This is a genomic window from Actinopolymorpha sp. NPDC004070 (genome assembly GCF_040610475.1).
Classification (GTDB): domain Bacteria; phylum Actinomycetota; class Actinomycetes; order Propionibacteriales; family Actinopolymorphaceae; genus Actinopolymorpha.
In genome coordinates, this window is record NZ_JBEXMJ010000004.1 from 1 (window position 1) to 20,126 (window position 20,126).

A 20,126-nucleotide genomic window follows, 5' to 3' on the forward strand; every position below is an offset into this window, starting at 1 on the left:
CTGGACCGGACGGTGACCCTGACCGCGCGGGCTCTCGCTCGGGATGAGTTGTCGTTCCGGCACGCGCAGGTGATCGCGGGGGCGATCAAGGACCTGCCCAAGTGGGTCAGCCTCGAACAGCGCCTGGAGGCCGAGGAGTACCTGATCGCGGAGTCGAAGCGGCGTAACCCCGACGACGTGCGCCTGCTGGGACGGCACCTGCTGCGGGTGTTGGCGCCGGAGGAGTGGGAGAAGCGGCTGGGTAAGGAACTCGACGATGCCGAACGCCCTGCGGAACGATCCCGCTCCCTGAAGTACGTGCCGAACGGTGTTCCGGGATCGGAGACGGTAGTGATCAAGCTGCCGGTGCTGGAGATGGAAGTCCTCCGCAAGCTGGTCGAGGCGCTGGTCGCCCGTGACACCCGTCCCGAGCCCGACGACCGTCCCCTGGACCAAAAACGCGGGGACGCGTTCGCGGAGTTGGTCGCCAGGTGGGCTGAATGGGAAGCCTCGCCCAACCGCGGCCGAGGACGCGACTGCGTCACCGTCCTGATCGATCTGCACAACCTGATGAACGGCGTCGGGTTCGGCACCATCGACGACCTCAACCCCGTCCGCCCCATGCCCTGCGGCTGCCAAACCCCCGACGCCCAACGCCAAGCCCAACGCAAAGCCCGGCGCCAGGCCAAGGGCCAGTCCCAGGACGAGAACACCAAGCGCACCGAGGGTTCTGAGTCGGGACAGCCCTGGTCGGGAGAGTCCGGGCCAGACAAGACCCGCCCCGGCACCGCAAAGACCAAGCCTGCCGGCTCCAACCCCACCCAGAAGACCGACGGCACCGGCGACGCCAGCGGCACCGGCGGCACCGAGCCGAGCGACAACGCCGAGCCGAGCGACAACGCCGAGCCCGCGGCGGCGCCCGATGCGAACACCAACGCCACCATGGGGGCTACGGCGCAACCCGGCGTTGACGAAGGGGTCGTCGATCAGGACCTGGCGGACGGCCCCGGCGAGACAACCCGGCCAGCCGACACCAACGACCCACACACGGACGCCGACCCGGGCGAGACGACAGACCCGCGCGAACCGACCCAGGCGGCCGACGCCGAGGACCGTGGTCGTCCCGGCGGCCAGAGGACGACGAGTAGCCGCAATAGTCAACCGGACAAGGAGAAACCACCACCGGATACCGCGGGCCTTGCGGACCGGATACCCGAACCGCGAGCACCCGGGCAGCACTCACAACCGAACACCGCCACCGGAACGGCCCCCGAGACCGGAACTGACCCCGACGCCGGAAGGGAAGCTGGAACGGGTCTCGGAGCCGACCCGGAAACAGATACCGGGCCCGAGGACTGGGACCTCGGGGCACAAGACGACGCCGACACCGATCTGCCCGAGGGTGCGGCGGGACCGGAGGATGCCCACGAACCCAGCGACCCCGACGACCCCGACGACCCCGCCGGCCGCATCGACCCGCACGACGGCTGCAGCAAATGCGGAGGCGGTGGCTCGGTGCGGATCCTGGGCCTGCGCGGCGAGCCGATCTCGGTTGCCACCGTCCGGCGGATGGCGTGTGACGCGAACATCATCCCGGTGGTGCTGGGCGGCAACGGTGAGGTCCTCGACGTCGGCATGGCCGACCGGTTCTTCACCGAGGCGCAACGCCGGGCTTTGGCAGTCCGCGATGGATCCCACTGTCACTTCCCGGGCTGTCAGGTCCCCGAACGCCGCTGCATCGCGCACCACATGAACCCCTGGGACGACTTCGGGCCGACGGACCTCGACAACGGAGTTCTCCTGTGCAAGGCCCATCACACCTTCGTCCACCACCGAGGCTGGCAGGTGCGGATGGGCGCACATGGCCACCCGGAGTACGTTCCGCCGGAGTGGGTGGACCCGCAGCAGAAGGTGCAACGACCCTGAAAGCCCTACTGCACATGGGCTTGCTGCCACCAGCACGACCAGCAGCAGCAGGACCGGCAGCAAATGCGCTGTGGGAAGAACCGCTACCGGGAGGACGACCGCTCCGAGCCGGGGCCTTCGGCCGGTTCGATCCGGAAGACCGCGACCCGACCGGCGAGCGCCACGAACTCCTCCGGCGTGCCGTCCTGGACCACCCTCGCCTGCCGGATCAACGGCACTCCCCTGGGCACCTTCGCCGGGAACACCGCTAGCACCGGGCGCGACTCCTCCGCCGACAACTCCACCAGGCGGACCCGCTGGCTCCGCCGGCCGGACGCGAACACGCCCACACCGGCCGCCCGCGCGTTCGCCACCCAGTCGGCGCCAGGGAAGCCGCCCACGATGTAGCGTCCGCCCTCGAACTCGAACGGCGTCACCGGTGTGGTGCGGTCCTTGCCCGACTTGCGCCCCCGGACGGTGAGCGTGTGCACCGGGCCCGTACGCAGGCCCGCGCGCTGCATCGTGACGACCAACCTGTTCATCGGCCGCAGCCAGCGCGGCAGCGCGTACCCCTTCGACGTACTCGTCATCTCCCACCACCTGTTGTCGAGGTCATACTGACCGACGAATGCTCACCCGTCAGCCCTCGCGGCGGTACGAAATGCTCGGCGATACGCCGACGGAGACGTCCGCATCGTTCTGGCGAAGTGGTGGCGAAAGGTGACCGCCGTGGCGAAGCCGACGGAGGCGGCGACCTGCTCGACCGGGGCGTCGCCACGCTCCAGCAACGCCAGACTTGCCTGTACGCGCTGGGCGATCAGCCACCGGATGGGGCTGGTCCCGGTGCAGCGCTGGAAGTGCCGCAGGTAACTCCGGCGCGACATGTGCGCCCTGGCGGCCAGCGTCGCGACAGTGAGGTCCTCGTCGAGGTGGGCCAGCGCCCAGGTCATGCTGGCGGCCACCCGGTCGTCGTCGAGTTCCTCCGGCACCGGCATCTCGACGTACTGCGCCTGTCCACCGTCACGGTGCGCTGGTACGACCATCCGCCTGGCGACCGCGTTGGCGATCGACGGTCCGAAGTCCTGCCGCACCAGGTGCAGGCACAGGTCCACGCCGGCCGCGCTGCCGGCACTGGTGAGTACGTTCCCGTCGTCGACGTACAACACGTCGGCATCCACCCGCACCAGGGGGAACCGCTGGCGCAGCAGCGGTGCGTACTGCCAGTGCGTCGTCGCCGGCCGATGGTCGAGCAGACCTGCCGCGGCAAGCGCGAACGCGCCGGAGCAGATGGAGACGATCCGCGCGCCTCGTTGGTGCGCGGCCCGCAGTGCGGTCACCAGGTCGGGCGAGGGGTCCGCGTGGACGTCGGAGACACCGGGAACGATCACCGTGTGCGCGTGCGCGATCTCCGCCAGGCCGTACGCGGCGGACAGTTCGGCCCCGCCGACCAACCGGACGGGATTCCGCTCGGCACAGATCCGCAGGTCGTACCACCGTAGATCGAACTCGGGCCGTTCCAGCCCGAACACTTCGGTCACGATCCCGGTCTCGAAGGCGGACATTCCGTCGTAGGCGACCACGACGACCCGCCGGCCCTCGGCCGCGACCCGTCGACGGCGCCGGATCGTCACCGCGGTCGGCGCGCTCGGGTTCGCTGTAGGCATGGCGCGATATTAGTGGAGTACGGCATTCGGGCCACTGTTCCCGGGTGGGACGGAACCGCAGGATCGAGGGCATGAACAACCCATCGATCACCGCGGCCTACACCCGTTCGTCCACCGGACCGTCTGCCGGACCGCCTGCCGAGGAGTCCGCGGTGCCTTCCGCCGTGGGCGGCGTGCCAGCCGCCTCGCCCGCCGACGCCCTCGCCCACTTCGCCGCCCGCATGAGTTTCGAAACCGACGTGAGCGACGTGCACGCCGACCTCGAAGCAGGCGTACCCAACCTCGTCGTCGTCGACGTGCGGTCGGACGAGGCGTGGGAGCAGGGGCACGTGACCGGCGCGATTCACCTGCCCACCAACCGGATCGCGGCCGACGGCGCCCGGATCGTTCCGGCCGATGCTCTCGTCGTTACCTACTGCTGGGGGCCCGGCTGCAACGGTGCGACTCGGGGCGCACTGGAGTTCGCCCGCCTGAACCGCAGGGTGAAGGAGATGCGCGGCGGCTTCGAGTACTGGGCTCGGGAGGGCCTGGCCGTCGAGACGGCGCAGGGCCGATCCCTGCGACCGGCGGACCCGCTCACCGCACCGCTGGCAAGCCCTGCCTGCGGCTGCTGAGTCGCCACCGAACGGTACCGACGAACCGGCCGGCCGACAGCATGAAGTGACGGGCACCCAGGACACAAATCGGACATTTCCGTTTCCGAACGGTCTTGACCTTGACCGAGGTCCTGATGCGATCCTTCCTGCGTGACCTCCTACTCCTCCGGCCAGGCCGCGGAAAGATCAGGGTTCAGCATCGACACTCTTCGTTACTACGAACGCATCGGACTGCTGAAGGGGATCCACCGCACGGAGTCCGGGCAACGCCGGTTCACCGACGACGATGTCACCTGGCTGAGGCTGCTGCGATGCATGCGGGACACCGAGATGCCGCTTGCGGAGATGCGTCGGTACGCCGAACTCCACCGCGCGGGTCCGGACCGGATGACCGAACGGCTCAACCTCCTCGAGGACCACGGGCGACGGGTGGAAGGCCGGCTCGAGCACCTGCAGTCGTGCTGGACCGTCATCAGGGACGAGATCCATACCAGGACGGCCGCCGGGCAGCCCGTCTGCTGACGAGCTACGGACGTTCCCGGCCGGTGTCAACGTTCTGTTGACACCGGCGGCGACGCCCCATCGCCGGGCAGCGGCGGCCGGCGTCGGGCACAATGGCCCGATGCTGGTCGACGTTCCGAAGCTGTCCGGCGCGCGGGTCACCGTGATGGGTCTCGGCCTGTTCGGCGCCGGCGTGGGGGTGACGAAGTTCCTGTGCCGATCGGGGGCGCGGGTGACGGTCACCGACGTGCACGACGCACATCAGCTCAGGGAGTCGGTGGCGGCACTCGACGGCTGGCCGGTCGACTTCCACCTCGGCGGGCACAGGGAGGAGGACTTCACCGGCACTGATCTCGTGGTCGTCAGCCCGGGTGTGCCGGACGAGTCGCCCTGGCTCGGACTCGCCGACGCCCTCGAGGCGGAGCTGAACCTGTTCGTCAAGCTGTGCCCGGCGCGCACGGTCTACGGCGTCACCGGCTCCAACGGCAAGTCCACCACGACGACGTTGATCGGCCGGATCCTCGCCCGCGGACCACGCCGGGTCTGGGTCGGCGGCAACCTCGGCGTGTCCCTGCTGGACCACCTCGACGAGATCGGCCCCGACGACATCGTCGTACTCGAGCTCTCCAGTTTCCAGCTGCAGCGCCTGGCTCCCCTGAAGTGGAGTCCGCGGGTGTCGGTCGTCACCAACATCACGCCCAACCATCTCGACCGGCACGGCACGATGGCGCGGTACGTCGAGGCCAAGCAGACGATAGTTCGGCACCAGCGCGGGGGCGACGTACGAGTGCTGAACGCCGACGACCCGTTCGCCACGGAATTCGACCCGGGGATCGCCGGGACTGATTCGGCTGAGCGCACAGGGGCTTCCGTGCGCTGGTTCGGGGTGGACGTCGGGGCCGACGGCGCCCGGATCGGCGAGGAGACGATCGAGTACGCCGGAGACCGGCTCGACGTCCACGACCGGCGCCTGCCCGGAAGGTTCAACCTGCACAACCTCGCCGCGGCCACCGCCGCCACGGCGGACGCCTTCCCGGGGTGGGCGGAGGCCGCGGCCGAGGTCATGGTGAGCTTCCCGGGAGTGGAACACCGACTGGAGTTCGTCGCCGAGCTTGACGGGGTCGCCTACTACGACGACTCGATCGCCACCACACCCGAACGCACCCTGGCCGCCCTGGACACCCTGCCCGGGCCGCTGGTGATCCTGCTCGGCGGCTACGACAAGGGCCTGCCGTTCGACGCACTCGGCGCCCGGGTCCGGGAACGCTGCCGGGCCGCGGTGGTGTTCGGGCAAACCGCAGACATGCTCACCGACGCCATCGGCGGAGACGATCCGGCCGCCACGGGGACGGACCACGTTGCTGTGCATCGGGCGGCGTCGTTCGAGGACGCGGTCGCCCGGGCGCGTGCGCTGGCCCGACCCGGCGACACGGTGCTGTTGTCGCCGGCCTGCGCGAGCTACGGCTGGTTCCGCAACTTCACCGAACGCGGGCGCAGGTTCAAAGAACTCGTCCGGGGCTGACCAACCGAACCCGGACGCCCGAACCCGACCGAGCGCGGCGGTCGAGCCACACCGATAGGTTGAGCGGCATGTCCATCCCAGCCGAGAACGTGTTCGAAGATCCGAAGCAGTCGGGGCCGCAGTCCGGGCAGAACCCGGGGCAGCAGCCGGGGCACCGGTCCGGTCAGCACAGCGCGATCCGCGCGCTGGTGTTCGACTTCGACGGTCTGGTGGTCGACACCGAGACACCGGAGTTCCAGGCCTGGCAGGAGATCTTCGCCGACCACGGCACCGAGCTCGAGCTGGCGACATGGGCAGACGTCATCGGTACGACCGACCACCACTTCGACCCGTACGCCGAACTCGAGCGTGCCTCGGGCCGCACCGTCGACCGGGGCGCCATCCGCACCGCGCGGCGGGCCCGGATCCGGGCGCTCATCAGCGACCAGCCCGTCCTGCCCGGCGTGGAGGACTACCTCCGGCAGGCTCGCGACCACGGGCTCCGAGTCGGCCTGGCGTCCAGCTCCTCCCGCGACTGGATCCAGGGACACCTGGCCGAACGTGGCCTGCTGCACCACTTCGACACCGTTCGCACCGGCGACGAGGTGGAACGCACCAAGCCGGACCCGGCGTTGTACCGGTTGGCGGCGGCGGACCTGGGCGTCGACCCCGCGCAGGCGATCGCGCTGGAGGACTCCCCCAACGGCCTGGCGGCGGCCAAGCGGGCCGGGATGTTCTGCGTCGTGGTGCCGAACGCGCTCACCCGTCAACTCGACCTTGCGGCGGCCGATCTTCGGGTCACCTCTCTTGCCAACCTGCCGTTGACGCGGCTGCTGGAGACCGCTCAGGAATGGTCGGTCCGCTCGCGCCACTCCCGTTCGAGCAACGCGTAGACCACCTCGTCGGTCCACTCGCCCTTGACGAACCCGTTCTCGACGAAGTGACGTACACGGGATTGAACACGTAGCCGATCTCGCCGGTGGCGTGCTCGCGGCTGGTCAGGAACAGGGTGGTCTCACCCACGACGGCCCCGCGCGTCGAGGTCGTCCGGGCGGTAGGCCCGCAGGATCAGCCGTTCGGTGCGCAGGGGAAGATCGGCGCGGAGCGGGACCCGGAGGCGGGGAGCGGAGTCGAGCACCCGGCCGATGCTGTGCCGGGCGGACCGAAAAGGTGGTGACTCCCCGCTGGGTCGCCGATAACGTTCCGGGCCATGAACTCCCCCACCCCGGTCGACGGCGTCACCCGGTCCACCCCGCCCGGAGCGGAGTTCTGCATGCGGTGCGGCCCGGAGACCGCCCTGCGCCCGGACGGCGCCGAAAAACCCGACGACACCTACGACCCCGGCGGCACCCGGGGCCTGGCCAGGTGTCCCCGGTGCGGATGGGAGCGTGTTGTCACCCGGCAGCCGCTGTTCCTCCTCAGCGGTCCGAGCGGCAGCGGGAAGACCACCGTCACCGAGGCCCTCACCAGGCTCGCCGAGGGTGGTGGCCTGCCCGGCTGCGCGGTGTTCGACGTCGACCTCACCCTGCATGTCGCCGCGCTGGGCTGGGACGTCTGGCGCAACACCTGGTTGCAGCTCGCGCACGGCCTCGCCGCCAACGGCCTGGCCACGTTGCTGTGCGGCACGATCGTTCCCGACCAGCTGGCCGAGCTGCCGGCCCGGATGCTGATCGGTCCGATCCACCACGCGGCGCTGGACTGTCCGGACGACGTACTGGTCCGGCGTCTTCGCGACCGGCCGGCGTGGCGCGGATCCGACGAGGAGTTCGTCGCGCGCCAGGTCGGCTTCGCCGACTGGCATCGTTCCCAGGTCGGCCGGCGGTTCGCCACTCACCGATCCGATCCGGCCGCGGTGGCTGCCGACGTCGCCAAGTGGGTACGCGAGGTGCTGGGCACGCCGGGCGGCCCCACAGCCGAACCGACGGGAGGTGCCCGGTGACCCACACACCGGCCGGCACAGAGGACAGCACAGCGACCGGCCCAGAGGGCAGCACGGCGGCCGGCACAGAGGGCAATGACTGGGTGAGCCGTACGGCCGACGAGGTGATGGCCGAGGCGGACCGCCGCGCACCCGGGGCGCCGGTCGTGTGCGCCTCCGGGCTCAGCCCGTCCGGGCCGATCCACCTGGGCAACCTCCGCGAGCTGATGGTCCCGCACTTGGTCGCCGACGAGATCCGCCGCCGGGGCCGCGAGTGCGTCCACCTGCTCTCCTGGGACGACTACGACCGGCTGCGCAGGGTCCCGGCCGGGTTGCCGCCGTCGTTCACCGAGCACGTCGGCCGCCCGCTGACCGCCGTGCCCGACCCCGACGGCACCTACGAGAGCTGGGCCGAACGCTTCAAGGCGCCGGTGCGGGCGGCCATGGACGCGCTCGGTATCGAGGTGCGCGAGATCAGCCAGACCGCGATGTACGCCTCGGGGACGTACGCCGACGCGATCCTGCACGCCCTGGACGAACGCGCCCGCATCGACGCGATCCTGGCCCGCTACCGCACCCGGCCAGGAGTCGGGGACGCGGCGGACAACGCAGACGCCGAGGACTCCGGGAGCCAGGATTCGGCGGCCGGCCTCTACTACCCCTACCGGCCGTACTGCCACCGCTGTGGCCGCGACACCACGCAGGTGACCTCCTACGACCAGGCCGGCGCGTCGGTCGACTACGCCTGCGCCGCCTGCGGCCACCGCGACCGCGTGCACCTGCGCGAGGACAACCGCGGCAAGCTGGTGTGGAAGGTCGACTGGCCGATGCGCTGGGCGCACGAGCGTGTGACGTTCGAACCGTTCGGCGCCGACCACTCCGCCCCGGGCTCCTCGTTCACCGTCGGCGCGCAGGTGGTCCGCGAGGTGTTCGGCGGGCAGCCGCCGGTCCCGTTGCCGTACTCCTTCGTCGGCATCCGCGGCATGGCGAAGATGTCGAGCTCGGCCGGAGGAGTGCCGACGCCGGCGGACGGCCTGCGGATCCTGGAGCCCGCGGTGCTGCGCTGGCTGTATGCCCGCCGGCTGCCCGGCCAGGCGTTCACCATCGACTTCGGGCCGGAGGTGGGCCGGCTGTACGACGAGTGGGACCGGCTCGCCGCACGGATCGAGGCCGGGCAGGCACAGCCGTGGGAGCGGGATGTTGCCGACCGGGCGACCACGACCGGCCTCGGCCGGGTCGCGGGTCCGCGCCGGCGGGTGTCGTTCCGTGTCCTGGCCTCGCTGCTCGACGTCACCGCGGGCGACACCGCCCAGGTGGGCCGGATCCTCGCCGGCTTCGACGACGGCTTCCCGCACGACAACGCGCCGGACGACAACGCGCCGGGCGTCAGCGCGCCGGGCGTCACCGTCGACGACGTCGAGCCTCGGTTGAGCCTGGCCCGCACCTGGCTGGCCGAGCAGGTGCCCGCCGAGGAGCGCACCCACGTACGCACCGAACCCGACGCCGGCCTGCTGGCCTCGCTCACCACCGAGGACGCCACGTCGCTGCGGGAGCTCACCAGCCGGTTGACCGACGACTGGACGCTGACCGGGCTGACGCGTCTGGTGTACGGCGTTCCGAAGCTGCGGGTGGGCCTCACCCTGGACGACCCGGCGACGGCGGAGGTCAAGCGAGCGCAGCGGGGGTTCTTCCGGTTGCTGTACCGCCTGCTCGTCGGCGCCGACCGCGGGCCGCGGCTGCCCACCCTGCTGCTGGCCCTCGGCCCGGACCGGGTGCGGGCCCTGCTCGCAGAAGGCGGGCCGCTGCAGGAGGCAGGGACGTCCGGCGGGGAGAACCGGCTGACCGAACCTGGCTAGAACCCGGCCGGCGAGGTGCGACTCCCGGCTCACCTTCGTACGGTGGAAGAGATCCCCGAACGCTGCCAGGGAGGCATCGTGACCACCGTCGTGGAAACACCCCAGATTCTGAGTGACGCAGAGATCACGCAGTTCTGGGAGCAGGGTTATCTCCTCGTGCGCGGAGTAATTTCCCGGGAGGAGGCAGCCCACTACCGCGACCACATCCTCGACCTGATCCCGCGCAACCTCGCCTTGCCCGACCACTGGCACTCCTCTGCCGGCCGGATCAAGCCGATGCGCACCGCACACGACCACACCTTCGACACACCGGAACTCCTGCCGCTGTGGGCGAACGAGAAGCTCTACCACGTCGCCGCGCAGCTGCTGGAGTCGGCGAAGCTGCGGGTGCTGGACGGCTCGCTCGGCATCACCCTGCGCAACGACAGCGACCGGGACCGCGCGCTCAGCCAGACACTGCACATCGACGCGTCGGTGCCGACCGACATCGACCAGTTCCTGTTCTCCCTCGCCGAGGTGCAGGTCGGCGGCTGCTTCTACTTCACCGACGTACTCCCGAACGGCGGCGGCATCCACGTCGTGCCCGGCGGGCACCGGATCGTGGAGGAGGAGGCGCGCGCCAACCCGAAGGGCCGCCACCTGCACGAGAACTGGAAGCGCATCACCCACCTGGAAAGCGTCGAGGTGACTGGTGAGGCCGGCGACTTCGCGCTGCTGCACCACCTGATGCCGCACGGCGCCTCGCACAACCGCCGGTCCACCCCGCGCGTGGCGCAGTTCCTTCGGTGGGTACGCGAGGACCAGCCGCACGGCGCGGGCAAGGCGCCCGAGCCGGGCCGGTACGGCGCCCGCCAGCTGGAGGCGGCCGGTCCCCTCGGCCGTAAGCTGCTCGGCGTCGAGCCCTGGTAGGCCCGGCATGAGGATCACAGGTGCCCGGGTGATCGTGACGTCACCCGGGCGCAACTTCGTCACGTTGAAGGTCGAGACCGACGAGGGCGTCCACGGCGTCGGAGACGGCACCCTCAACGGCCGCGAGCTCGCCGTCGCGTCCTACCTCGCCGACCACGTCGTCCCCATGCTGGAGGGCCGCGACCCGGCCGACATCGAGGACACCTGGCAGCTGCTCTACAAGGGCGCGTACTGGCGGCGCGGCCCGGTGACGATGGCCGCGATCGCCGCCGTCGACATGGCGTTGTGGGACATCAAGGGCAAGGTCCTCGGCACGCCGGTCTACAACCTGCTCGGCGGCCGGTCCCGGAAGGGCGTGCTCTGCTACGGCCACGCGTCCGGCCGGACCGTCGAGGACACGGTGGAGCAGGTGCTCCGGCTGCGGGAGGAGGGTTACCGCGCGATCCGGGCGCAGTGCGTGGTGCCCGGCATCGACAACATGTACGGCACGCCGCGCGGCGACGTGTCCGGACAACGGCCCGACCTGCCGTTCGTCGAGGACGGCTGGTCGACCGAGAAGTACCTCCGCTTCGCGCCCGAGCTGTTCGGCAAGGTCCGCGAGGCGGTCGGGTTCGACGTGCACCTGCTGCACGACGCGCACCACCGGCTGACCCCGGCCGAGGCGGGCTGGCTGGGTAAGCGACTGGAGGACCACCAGCTGTTCTGGCTGGAGGACGCCGTACCCGCCGAGCTGCAGGAGAGCTTCCGGGTGATCCGGCAGCACACCACCACCCCGCTCGCGGTGGGCGAGGTGTTCAACTCGCTGTACGACTGTCACCAGCTGATCCGCGAGCAGCTGATCGACTACGTGCGGGCCAGCGTCGTGCACGCGGGCGGGATCACCCACCTGCGCAAGATCGCGCACTTCGCCGAGCCGTACCACGTCCGCACCGGGTGCCACGGCGCCGCCGACCTGTCGCCGGTGTCGATGGCGGCCGCGCTGCACTTCGGCCTGGCCACCCACAACGCGGCGATCCAGGAGTACGGCCACCACAGCGAGGAGACGCTGGAGGTCTTCCCGCACGCCTGGTCGTTCGCCGACGGCTACCTCCACCCGGGCGAGGCGCCGGGGCTGGGTGTGGACATCGACGAGGGCCTCGCCGCGAAGTACGAGTACCAGCGCGGCTACCTGCCGGTCAGTCGCCGGGAGGACGGAACCGTCGGGAGCTGGTGAGGCCCGCGCCGACGACTCAGTCCCGGGATCGAGTCCCGGTCTGGGCTTCGACCCATCCGGCCAGCCGGTCGGGTGGGTCGAAGCCCCAGGTCGCGGCGAGCGTCCGCCACAGCCGCTCACCCAGCTCCCACGCGGCGACGTACGCCCGGGTGAGATCGGCCGGCTCGGTGCGGGCGGAGGCCCGCGCCAGGACCTCGACCACCTCCGGAGACAGGTCCCGTTCGGCGAGGCGGGACGGCGTGAGCCACCGCCTGGTCGCCTGAGCAGACCCTGCCCCGTCCGGCCCCGACTCGGCCCCGCCCTCGGGCCCCGACTCGGCCAACCTGGCCATCCATGTCAGCTCGCGGCGTACGTGGGCGAGCGCGTCCTGGGAACGTTCCCACTCGCAGCGTCCGGCGACGTTGTGCCCGAGCACCCACCAGTTGGCGAAGCGTCCGCAGACCTGCTCCACCTCCGCCGGGGTGCTCGGGACCCGCGGGTGCTCGGGCAGCGCCGCCACCGCGGGTGTGAGCGTGCCGTCCCGGTCCAGCACGACCATCGCCTCCACGGGGGCGCCGCGCGCCGGCCAGTCGCGTACGACGTCGACGTCGGAGGCCGGCCACAGGTGCACCTCCACCCGCACCAGGCCGGAGTGCACTGCGACCCAGGCGCCGAACTCGTTGCGTACCAGCAGCGCCGGATCACCGACCTCCCGCAGCCACTCCGGCGGACCTGCCGGGTCGGTCGGCGCCGGATCAGTCGAGGCCGGGTCGGCGACGAACACCCAGTACTCCACGTCCGACCAGGCGTCACCGAGCCCGGCCGGCCGGGAGCCGTAGGTGAGGACGGCGCGTACTCGCTCGTCGGCGGTGAACGCCGCGCGGTACGCCGCGTCGAGCGCGTCCTGCGCCGCGGTGTCCGAAGCAGCCGAAGCAGCCGAAGCCGCCGAAGCAGCCGAGGCTGCCGGGGTCTTCGGGTTCACGGGGAGTCCGGCGTCAGTCGCCACGGACGTCGGCCAGCAGCCGGTCGGCGTCGGCGAGTGCCGCGGTGAGCTCGGCCGGGGTGGTGCCGATCCCGCCGCACAGCGCCTGGGCGCGGGCCGCGAACGCAGGCGGCGCATCCGGCAACCGGCCCGCGGCGGCGACCAGGCCCTTCTCGTTCAGCACCCATCGGCCTGCGCGCGCGTGCAGCGCGTGCGCCATGATGCCGACCGCCCGCAGCACACACATCGCGACGTACGCCGCGTCGCCGCGCCCGGTCGCCTTGCGCGCCACCGCGAGGCTGAACTCCGCCTCCCACAGCCAGCCGACGAGCGCGTCCCGCAACGGCTTCGGATACCGCGCGGCGGCCTGCTGGAGCCGGCGCACCTCGCCGTCCGGGTCGGCGACGACGACGGCCGTGGCGAGCTCGCCGACGTAGGTCGTACTGAGGAATCCGAACGGGTGACCCGGCTGGTGGTGCAGGCCGAACTCCCCGCGCGCCGCGCGTTCCCACTCGTGGGTGACCCGGCCGAGGTCGCGCAGGATCCAGTCCACCGGGCCCTCGTCGGTGGACAGCCAGGCGCCGCCGTCGACCCAGGGTCCCCAGCCGCCCGGGGCGGCGACCTCGGTGGGCCGCCCGGTCAGGGTGGTGGCCAGGTGCGCCAGCGCGGGTACGTCGAGGGGTTCGCGGTAGTAGACGCCGAGGTCGAGGTCGGAGCCGGCGTCGGCGGTGCCGCTGGCGTGGCTGCCGCCCACCACCACCGCGACGACGCCCGTCACCTCGACCAGAGCCTCCGCGTGGGTACGCGCCGTCGCCATCGGGTCCGCGTGCCCGCGTGCCGGCGGCTCAGTCACCGGCACCGACCCGCTCGCTCCGCCGGTCGCCCTCACGACCGCCGGTGCCCTGCCCGCGCCGGACGTCGCCGACGATCTTCCGCTCGGCGAAGAACGCCGCGAAGGGGATCGTTCCGGCCAGCATCACCAGCAGGATGCGTACCGGCCGCCACCGCAGCGAGAAGCCCAGCAGCAGCACCACCACGACGTAGGCCATGTAGAGGAAGCCGTGCAGCTGGCCGACCACCATGGTCGGGCCAGGGGTGTCGGCGAAGTACTTCAGCGGCATCGCGACCAGCACCAGCGCGAGCAGCACGACACCGGTGACGTAGGACATGACCCGGTAGACAGTCAGCAGCGGCATGGCGGAACCTTCGTGAGCTGGTGACTCGCTGCGGCCGGGGACGCACCGCACACGAGCGGGACCATGCCTGCATATCACGCGGACCCGCCGCCGGCCCCACCGCCTCAGCCGGTCACCGTGCTTCCCACGGCGTAGGTGGCCGAGCGGGCCGGCACGGTGGTCTGAGGGAAAAACCCTTCCCGTCCCGGCCGGTGCCGGTTATGCTGTCTGGCCGCCAAAAATCCCGGTCTGCGCATGGTCAGCCCAGCCGCCGGGCAGATCCAGCCCCCACCTCACCCCCGGTCAGCCCGATTCGGGGGAAGTTCGACGTGCCTGCCCGCCCCGCCACCACCCGACCCCGGTCTGCCGGCGGGCGCCGTCCAAGATCCGACCCAAGCGCGAGACACCACACCCGCGCTGCTCCCCCGCGTGCCCAAGACGCGCCACACCGCGCGCTCTGCCTGCCCGCACTCATGCCACAGGCCTGCCACCCGCCTGTGGCGCATGCCAGTTGCCGAAGGGAGCCGCACAGCATGAGGGTCTATGCCGCGATCGCGTGGCGTACCTTCCGCCGATACTCGACCTACCGCGCCGCCACCGCGGCCGGCGTGTTCACCAACACCGTCTTCGGCTTCATCATGGCGTTCACCTACATCGCGTTGTGGCGCGCCCGCCCCTCCCTCGGCGGGTACGACGTGAACGACGCGGTGACCTACGTCTGGCTCGGCCAGTCCCTCGGGATGGTCGGCGCCCTGTGGGGCGGCGGGTTCCGGGAGGAGCTCGCCGACCGGATCCGTACCGGCGACATCGCCGTCGACCTCTACCGGCCCGTCGACCTGCAGGCGTGGTGGCTGGCCGCCGATCTGGGCCGGGCCGCGTTCCACCTGCTCGGGCGGGGCATCGGCCCGACGCTGGTGGGCGCGTTCGCGTTCACCCTCACGATTCCCGGCGACCTGGCCACCTGGCTGGCGTTCCTGCTGGCGGTCTTCCTGGGCGCGCTGGTCTGCTTCAGCCTCAACTACCTGTTCACGTTGGTCGGCTTCTGGCTGATGGACGCCCGCGGGGTCCACCAGCTCGCGGGGGTGCTGGCGATGTTCTTCTCCGGCATGCTGCTGCCGCTGAACGTCTTTCCCGGCTGGCTCGGCGACCTGGCCCGGGCGCTGCCGTGGTCGTCGGCGCTGCAGATCCCGGCGGACATCTTCCTCGGCAAGCGCCAGGGTGCCTCGCTGGTCTCCGCCCTCGCGTTCCAGGCGGGCTGGGCGCTGGTCCTGTGGCTGGCCGGGCGGGCGCTCACGCTGCTCGCCACCCGCAAGGTGGTGGTCCAGGGTGGCTGACGCACTGCGGGCGTACGGCTGGATCGTCGCGATGTGGGTGCGGTCCACGATGGTCTACCGGGCGTCGTTCGCGATGCTCACCGTCGGGCAGTTCGTGGTCACCGGCTTCGACTTCGTGGCCATCTTCATCATGTTCGTGCACACCGACCGGCTCGGCGGGTTCGACCTGCCCGAGGTCGCCTTCCTGTACGCGACGTCCGGGGTGGCGATGGGTACCGCCGACCTGCTGATCGGCAGTATCGAACGACTGGGCCGGCGGATCCGGGACGGCTCCCTGGACGTGATGCTGATCCGGCCGGTGCCGACGTTCGTCCAGGCCGCCGCCGACGACTTCGCGCTGCGCCGGCTGGGGCGGATCATCCAGAGCGCGCTGGTGTTCGGCTGGGCGATGGTCGCGGTCGACGTGCACTGGACCTGGGACCGGATCGTGCTCCTGCCGGTCATGCTGGTCAGCGGCACGGTCATCTTCGCCTCGATCTTCGTGCTCGGCGCGGCCTTCCAGTTCGCCGCGACCGACGCCGCGGAGGTGGCCAACGCCTTCACCTACGGCGGCAACTTCCTCACGCAGTACCCACCGACGATCTTCGCCAAGGGCCTGCTCCGCGCGGCGACGTTCGGCGTACCGCTGGCGTTCGTCAACTGGCTGCCGGCCCTGCACATCCTCGGCCATCCGGACCCGCTCGGCCTGCCGAAGGCCTTCCAGTTCGCCTCGCCGCTGGCCGCCCTCGCCCTCGCCCTCGTCGCCGCGCTGGCCTGGCGGGCCGGCCTGCGCAGCTACCGCAGCACCGGGAGTTGACCATGACCTCACCGACCACGCGTACGAACCAGTCGTCCCTCACCACCGCGACCGCCGAGCCCACGGCCGCGCGGCCCCTGATCGAGGTGCGGGACGTGCGGAAGACCTTCTCCGTACGACGACGAGCCGGGCGGTTGCGGCGTACCCGCTCGGAGGTGCACGCAGTCGCCGGACTGTCCTTCGAGGTGGCCGCCGGGGAGATGGTCGGCTACATCGGGCCCAACGGCGCGGGCAAGTCGACCACGATCAAGATGCTCACCGGCATCCTCGTACCCACCGCCGGCACGTTGCGCGTCGCCGGCATCGAACCGTCGCGCGACCGGATCCGGCTGGCCCGGCGGATCGGCGTCGTCTTCGGCCAGCGCACCACCTTGTGGTGGGACCTCCCGCTGCGGGACAGCTTCGGTCTCCTGCGGCGGATCTACAAGATCCCGGACGCGCGCTACCGCGAGAACCTCGACCACTACGTCGGCCTGCTCGAGCTCGGCCCGCTGCTCGACGTACCCGTCCGCCAGCTCTCCCTCGGCCAGCGGATGCGGGGCGACATCGCCGCCGCGCTGCTGCACGACCCGGAGGTGGTCTACCTCGACGAGCCCACCATCGGGCTGGACATCGTGAGCAAGGCCAAGGTGCGGGAGTTCCTGCGCGACCTCAACCGCCAACGCGGCACCACCGTCCTGCTGACCACCCACGACCTCACCGACATCGAGCAACTGTGCTCGCGGGTGATGGTGATCGATCACGGGCGGGTGATGTACGACGGGAGCCTGCCCGGGCTGCACGACCTGAACGGCGGGAGCGAACGCACCCTCGTGGTCGACCTCGCCGAACCCGGCCCGCCGATCGAGGTGCCCGGCGCGAGCGTGGCCCGGGTGGACGGTCCGCGGCAGTGGCTGACCTTCCCGGCGGCGACCAGCGCCGCTCCCCTGGTGGCCTCGATCGCCGCCCGTTATCCGCTGGCGGACCTGTCCATCCAGGAGCCGGCGATCGAGTCGGTGATCGCCAGGATGTACGCCGCCGGCGGGGACGTCGGCGAGACCTGACGCGGCACGTGAACAGGGCGGTGACCGGCGACCTGGGCGGTCCCGGCCAGCCCGCTCGTAGCCATACGTGTCCGGTTCGGCACCCCTGGTAATGCTTCGTCCCATTGCGGATGAAGGCCGCCGATGAGGTCGGGTTTTCCGGTAATGTCCCGCCCACTCGGGGTGGAGAGGGAGCAGCGCTATGCCCGGTCGTCATGCCGCCGCAGACCTGCGACCCCGCCGTCACCACGGCCGAGGTCGCGCTCTGCTCGTACTCGTCGCCGCCTTGGCGTTGATCATTCCGACGGCGGCCTTCCTCGGGGTCCGCGAGTTCGGTGCGTCGGCGGGCAGCAAGTCGGTTTCCTGCAAGGGCACGCTGCGCGTCCGGGTCGCGGCCGCGCCCGAGATGGTCGCACCGCTGAAGTCGGTGGCCGCCCGCGTCGAGAAGGACAAGGTCCCGGTCGGCGGAGCGTGCCTGACGTTCGGTGTCACAGCGGTCAGCCCCCGCGACATGTTCACCCGGCTGTCCGGCGAGACCGGGGGCAGTGACGCGAACGCCCCCGACCTGTGGGTGCCGGACACGTTCGAGTGGGTGGCCCGCACCGGCATCCCGTCGTCGCGGCTGCTCGCGCTGAGCCCGTCGCTGGCCGCGTCGCCGATCGTCCTCGCCACCACCCAGGGCCAGGCGGAGAAGCTGGGCGCCGACGCGGACAACTGGTCGACGCTTGCCACCAGCGGGCAGATGGCGGTGGCGGACGCGGAGCGGTCGGGAGTGGCCCTGAGCGCACTACTCGGCGTGCGGCGCTCGGTGACCGGTGAGGCCGAGGAGGCCCGGTCCAAGCTCGGCACGGTGCTCATCAAGCTGGCGAAGGACCGCGTCGACGCCCTCGACCGCGAGCTCGCCCAGGCAGACACCGGGGCCGGCCTGCGACGGGGTGTTCCCGCCAGCGAGCAACAGGTGCTGAGCTTCACCCGGGAGCATTCCGACACCGACGTGGTGGCGGTCGTGCCGAAGAACGGCACGGTCCTCCTCGACTACCCCCTCGTCGCCATCCGCCACGACGCGGCCCGCACCGCCGAGGTCGCCGCCGCCGGCGCCGCGCTGGCCAGGTTCGCCGACGCTCCGCAGGGCCGGGACACCTTCCGCAAGGCGGGGTTCCGCGACTACCGCGACCTGGCGCCGCCCACGAAGAACGCCGACGTCGGCACCGTGAAGGTGCTGCCACCGGTCACCCTGCACGACGCCGACGACGTTCTGCGCAGCTGGGCCGCGCTGAGCCTGCAGTCGCGACTGCTGGCCGTCGTCGACGTGTCCGGCTCGATGGCCGCGGCCGCCGGCAGCCGGAGCCGGATCGAGCTCGCCCGCGACGCCGCCGGCACCGCGCTCAGCTACTTCCCCGACAAGGGCGAGGTCGGCCTGTGGGAGTTCTCCGAACTCCGCGACGGCACCCGCGACTACCGCGAGCTCGCGAAGACCGCCGAGCTGTCGGCGGCGCACCGCGCCGAGTTGGCGAAGGTGCTGGCGAAACTGCCCAGCCAGGTCAGTGGCGGCACCGGCCTGTACGACACCTTCCTGGCCGCCTACCGCACCGCGCAGAACGGCTACGACGACTCCAAGGTCAACTCGGTCGTGCTGCTCACCGACGGCAAGGACGAGGACCGTACGGGCGTCTCGCTCACCCAACTGCTCAACACTATGAAGACCGAGGCGGACCCGGCCCGCCCGATCGCGGTCATCCTGGTGGGCATCGGCCCGCAGGCCGACCTCGCCTCCCTCGGCAAGATCGCCGACGCGACCAACGGCCGGGCCTACCGCGCGCGCGACCCCAAGGACATGGAGGGCATCGTCATCGACGCGCTGCTGCGCCGGCAGTGCGGCGCGACCTGCAACTGAGCGCCTCGTACAACAGCAGCGCCGCCGACACCGAGACGTTCAGGGAGTCGGCGGCCCCGAGCATAGGGATCGACACCCGCCGTACCCGCCGGGCGTCCCACCCCGACGAGACGCCGCGGCCCTCCGAGCCCACGACGACGGCCGTACGCGGGCCGGACAGGTCGCCCGCCCGGTAGTCGCGGGTCGCGCCGGGGTCGGCCACCACGACGGTGAACCCGCACCGCTCCAGCCAGGTGGCGGCCGGTGCCGGGTCGGGAAACTCCACCAGCGGAACGCTGAGCAGCGTCCCCCGGCTCGCCACGAACACCCTGGGATGGTTGGGCCGGACCTGCCGGCGCACCAGAACGACACAGTCGGCGCTGCACGCGTCCGCGGTCCGGATCAGCGTGCCGAGGTTCCCGGCGTACTCGATGCCGTCGGCCACGAGCACCAGCGCCCGGTCGCCGAACTCCACCTCCGCCGCGGTCCGGCGGGCGAGCCTGGTCAGGGCGAGCAGGCCGTCGGAGCGGTCCCGGCCGCACAGCCGGGCGAACACCTTGGGACCGATCTCGTACGCCGTCGTGGCCCGCGCACGCAGGGCGTCCGCGCACCGTCGCGCCTGCGGGGTACGGACCAGTTCCGGGCAGCACAGGAAGGTGTCCACCTGTGCCCGCGTGGACACCAGTTTCTCCAGCGCCCAGATGCCCTCGACCACCACGTGGTCCTCACCGGGCGGCGCGGTGTTCCGCGCGGCAGCCAGGAACGGACGCAGGCTGGGATGGTGGAGACCGACGCGTTGCGGCGCCATCGCGATGCTCCCGGGGACGGTGGCCGCGACGACGCGCGGTCACGAAGGTGGAGAGACGGGGATTCGGGCGGACCGCGTGGCACCGGCTCGGCGCCGGGACGGTCCGCTTCGAGGT

20 protein-coding genes are annotated in these 20,126 nt (G+C 71.4%); 13 read left to right on the forward strand and 7 right to left on the reverse strand.

The genetic code is table 11. The features are described 5' to 3' along the window. On the forward strand, positions 1-1,905 hold a 1,905-nt coding region (locus tag ABZV93_RS08885; protein ID WP_354932600.1), incomplete at its 5' end, for a DUF222 domain-containing protein. Positions 1,906-1,988: 83 nt separating this feature from the next. Here ABZV93_RS08885 and ABZV93_RS08890 read toward each other — a convergent pair. Next, positions 1,989-2,474 (reverse strand): nitroreductase/quinone reductase family protein, encoded by a 486-nt coding sequence (locus tag ABZV93_RS08890; RefSeq protein ID WP_354932602.1) that lies wholly within the window; start codon positions 2,472-2,474, stop codon positions 1,989-1,991. Between the two features lie 42 nt (positions 2,475-2,516). After that, positions 2,517-3,548, reverse strand: a complete 1,032-nt coding sequence (locus ABZV93_RS08895; RefSeq protein WP_354932604.1) for a helix-turn-helix domain-containing protein — start codon at positions 3,546-3,548, stop codon at positions 2,517-2,519. A 71-nt stretch (positions 3,549-3,619) separates the two neighbouring features. On the opposite strand from ABZV93_RS08895, the gene ABZV93_RS08900 reads away from it, so the two are divergent. From ABZV93_RS08900 to ABZV93_RS08915, 4 genes are all read left to right on the forward strand, one after another. After that, entirely contained in the window at positions 3,620-4,162 is a 543-nt protein-coding gene (locus ABZV93_RS08900) for a rhodanese-like domain-containing protein (RefSeq protein ID WP_354932606.1), read from the forward strand. A 132-nt stretch (positions 4,163-4,294) separates the two neighbouring features. Further along, positions 4,295-4,666 carry a MerR family transcriptional regulator gene (locus ABZV93_RS08905; RefSeq protein ID WP_354932608.1) on the forward strand — a complete coding sequence of 124 codons (372 nt, stop codon included), beginning with the start codon at positions 4,295-4,297 and terminating at the stop codon, positions 4,664-4,666. 100 nt (positions 4,667-4,766) lie between these two features. After that, entirely contained in the window at positions 4,767-6,167 is a 1,401-nt protein-coding gene (murD, locus tag ABZV93_RS08910) for a UDP-N-acetylmuramoyl-L-alanine--D-glutamate ligase (RefSeq protein WP_354932610.1), read from the forward strand. Between the two features lie 68 nt (positions 6,168-6,235). Further along, positions 6,236-7,039, forward strand: a complete 804-nt coding sequence (locus tag ABZV93_RS08915) for an HAD family hydrolase (RefSeq protein ID WP_354932612.1) — start codon at positions 6,236-6,238, stop codon at positions 7,037-7,039. 122 nt (positions 7,040-7,161) lie between these two features. Here the strand turns inward: ABZV93_RS08915 and ABZV93_RS08920 are convergent, their stop codons facing one another. Further along, positions 7,162-7,284 carry a hypothetical protein gene (locus ABZV93_RS08920; protein WP_354932614.1) on the reverse strand — a complete coding sequence of 41 codons (123 nt, stop codon included), beginning with the start codon at positions 7,282-7,284 and terminating at the stop codon, positions 7,162-7,164. Positions 7,285-7,356: 72 nt separating this feature from the next. On the opposite strand from ABZV93_RS08920, the gene ABZV93_RS08925 reads away from it, so the two are divergent. The 4 genes from ABZV93_RS08925 to manD all read left to right on the forward strand — a co-directional run bounded on the left by ABZV93_RS08925 (position 7,357) and on the right by manD (position 12,042). Beyond that, a complete protein-coding gene (locus ABZV93_RS08925) occupies positions 7,357-8,085 on the forward strand; it encodes an AAA family ATPase (RefSeq protein WP_354932616.1) in 729 nt (242 codons plus the stop codon). After that, positions 8,082-9,920, forward strand: a complete 1,839-nt coding sequence (lysS, locus tag ABZV93_RS08930; RefSeq protein WP_354932618.1) for a lysine--tRNA ligase — start codon at positions 8,082-8,084, stop codon at positions 9,918-9,920. The genes ABZV93_RS08925 and lysS overlap by 4 nt, the downstream gene beginning before the upstream one ends. 78 nt (positions 9,921-9,998) lie before the next feature. Continuing rightward, complete coding sequence (locus tag ABZV93_RS08935) at positions 9,999-10,829, forward strand: phytanoyl-CoA dioxygenase family protein (RefSeq protein WP_354932620.1); 831 nt, start codon at positions 9,999-10,001, stop codon at positions 10,827-10,829. A gap of 7 nt (positions 10,830-10,836) precedes the next feature. Beyond that, a complete protein-coding gene (gene manD / locus ABZV93_RS08940) occupies positions 10,837-12,042 on the forward strand; it encodes a D-mannonate dehydratase ManD (RefSeq protein ID WP_354932622.1) in 1,206 nt (401 codons plus the stop codon). Between the two features lie 16 nt (positions 12,043-12,058). On the opposite strand, the gene ABZV93_RS08945 is transcribed toward manD, so the two are convergent. Genes ABZV93_RS08945 through ABZV93_RS08955 form a run of 3 tightly spaced genes read right to left on the reverse strand, consistent with a single transcriptional unit; the run spans position 12,059 to position 14,199 of the window. After that, positions 12,059-13,003: a hypothetical protein gene (locus ABZV93_RS08945; protein WP_354932624.1), complete on the reverse strand. Its 945-nt coding sequence runs from the start codon at positions 13,001-13,003 to the stop codon at positions 12,059-12,061. A gap of 13 nt (positions 13,004-13,016) precedes the next feature. After that, positions 13,017-13,856, reverse strand: coding sequence for a nucleotidyltransferase domain-containing protein (locus tag ABZV93_RS08950; protein ID WP_354932626.1), 840 nt, complete (start codon positions 13,854-13,856; stop codon positions 13,017-13,019). After that, entirely contained in the window at positions 13,849-14,199 is a 351-nt protein-coding gene (locus ABZV93_RS08955; protein ID WP_354932628.1) for a DUF3817 domain-containing protein, read from the reverse strand. Before ABZV93_RS08955 ends, ABZV93_RS08950 begins: the two co-directional genes overlap by 8 nt. A 512-nt stretch (positions 14,200-14,711) precedes the next feature. Between ABZV93_RS08955 and ABZV93_RS08960 the strand changes: the two genes are divergently transcribed. The 4 genes from ABZV93_RS08960 (at position 14,712) to ABZV93_RS08975 (ending at position 19,224) form a co-directional block, all read left to right on the forward strand. Beyond that, positions 14,712-15,512, forward strand: a complete 801-nt coding sequence (locus tag ABZV93_RS08960) for an ABC-2 family transporter protein (RefSeq protein WP_354932630.1) — start codon at positions 14,712-14,714, stop codon at positions 15,510-15,512. Next, positions 15,505-16,308: an ABC-2 family transporter protein gene (locus ABZV93_RS08965; RefSeq protein WP_354932632.1), complete on the forward strand. Its 804-nt coding sequence runs from the start codon at positions 15,505-15,507 to the stop codon at positions 16,306-16,308. The genes ABZV93_RS08960 and ABZV93_RS08965 overlap by 8 nt, the downstream gene beginning before the upstream one ends. Before the next feature lie 2 nt (positions 16,309-16,310). Further along, complete coding sequence (locus tag ABZV93_RS08970; RefSeq protein WP_354932634.1) at positions 16,311-17,351, forward strand: ATP-binding cassette domain-containing protein; 1,041 nt, start codon at positions 16,311-16,313, stop codon at positions 17,349-17,351. A 181-nt stretch (positions 17,352-17,532) separates the two neighbouring features. Continuing rightward, positions 17,533-19,224 carry a substrate-binding domain-containing protein gene (locus tag ABZV93_RS08975; RefSeq protein WP_354932636.1) on the forward strand — a complete coding sequence of 564 codons (1,692 nt, stop codon included), beginning with the start codon at positions 17,533-17,535 and terminating at the stop codon, positions 19,222-19,224. Here the strand turns inward: ABZV93_RS08975 and ABZV93_RS08980 are convergent. Beyond that, positions 19,178-20,011, reverse strand: coding sequence for a TrmH family RNA methyltransferase (locus tag ABZV93_RS08980; RefSeq protein ID WP_354932638.1), 834 nt, complete (start codon positions 20,009-20,011; stop codon positions 19,178-19,180). The genes ABZV93_RS08975 and ABZV93_RS08980 overlap by 47 nt on opposite strands. Positions 20,012-20,126 lie beyond the last annotated feature (115 nt).

Coding starts and splice junctions, on each gene's coding strand:
- ABZV93_RS08890 (WP_354932602.1), bottom strand. CDS start 2,474: ATGACGAGTACGTCGAAGGGGTACGCGCTGCCGCGCTGGCTGCGGCCG.
- ABZV93_RS08895 (WP_354932604.1), bottom strand. CDS start 3,548: ATGCCTACAGCGAACCCGAGCGCGCCGACCGCGGTGACGATCCGGCGC.
- ABZV93_RS08900 (WP_354932606.1), top strand. CDS start 3,620: ATGAACAACCCATCGATCACCGCGGCCTACACCCGTTCGTCCACCGGA.
- murD (WP_354932610.1), top strand. CDS start 4,767: ATGCTGGTCGACGTTCCGAAGCTGTCCGGCGCGCGGGTCACCGTGATG.
- ABZV93_RS08915 (WP_354932612.1), top strand. CDS start 6,236: ATGTCCATCCCAGCCGAGAACGTGTTCGAAGATCCGAAGCAGTCGGGG.
- ABZV93_RS08925 (WP_354932616.1), top strand. CDS start 7,357: ATGAACTCCCCCACCCCGGTCGACGGCGTCACCCGGTCCACCCCGCCC.
- manD (WP_354932622.1), top strand. CDS start 10,837: ATGAGGATCACAGGTGCCCGGGTGATCGTGACGTCACCCGGGCGCAAC.
- ABZV93_RS08955 (WP_354932628.1), bottom strand. CDS start 14,199: ATGCCGCTGCTGACTGTCTACCGGGTCATGTCCTACGTCACCGGTGTC.
- ABZV93_RS08960 (WP_354932630.1), top strand. CDS start 14,712: ATGAGGGTCTATGCCGCGATCGCGTGGCGTACCTTCCGCCGATACTCG.
- ABZV93_RS08970 (WP_354932634.1), top strand. CDS start 16,311: ATGACCTCACCGACCACGCGTACGAACCAGTCGTCCCTCACCACCGCG.
- ABZV93_RS08975 (WP_354932636.1), top strand. CDS start 17,533: ATGCCCGGTCGTCATGCCGCCGCAGACCTGCGACCCCGCCGTCACCAC.
- ABZV93_RS08980 (WP_354932638.1), bottom strand. CDS start 20,011: ATGGCGCCGCAACGCGTCGGTCTCCACCATCCCAGCCTGCGTCCGTTC.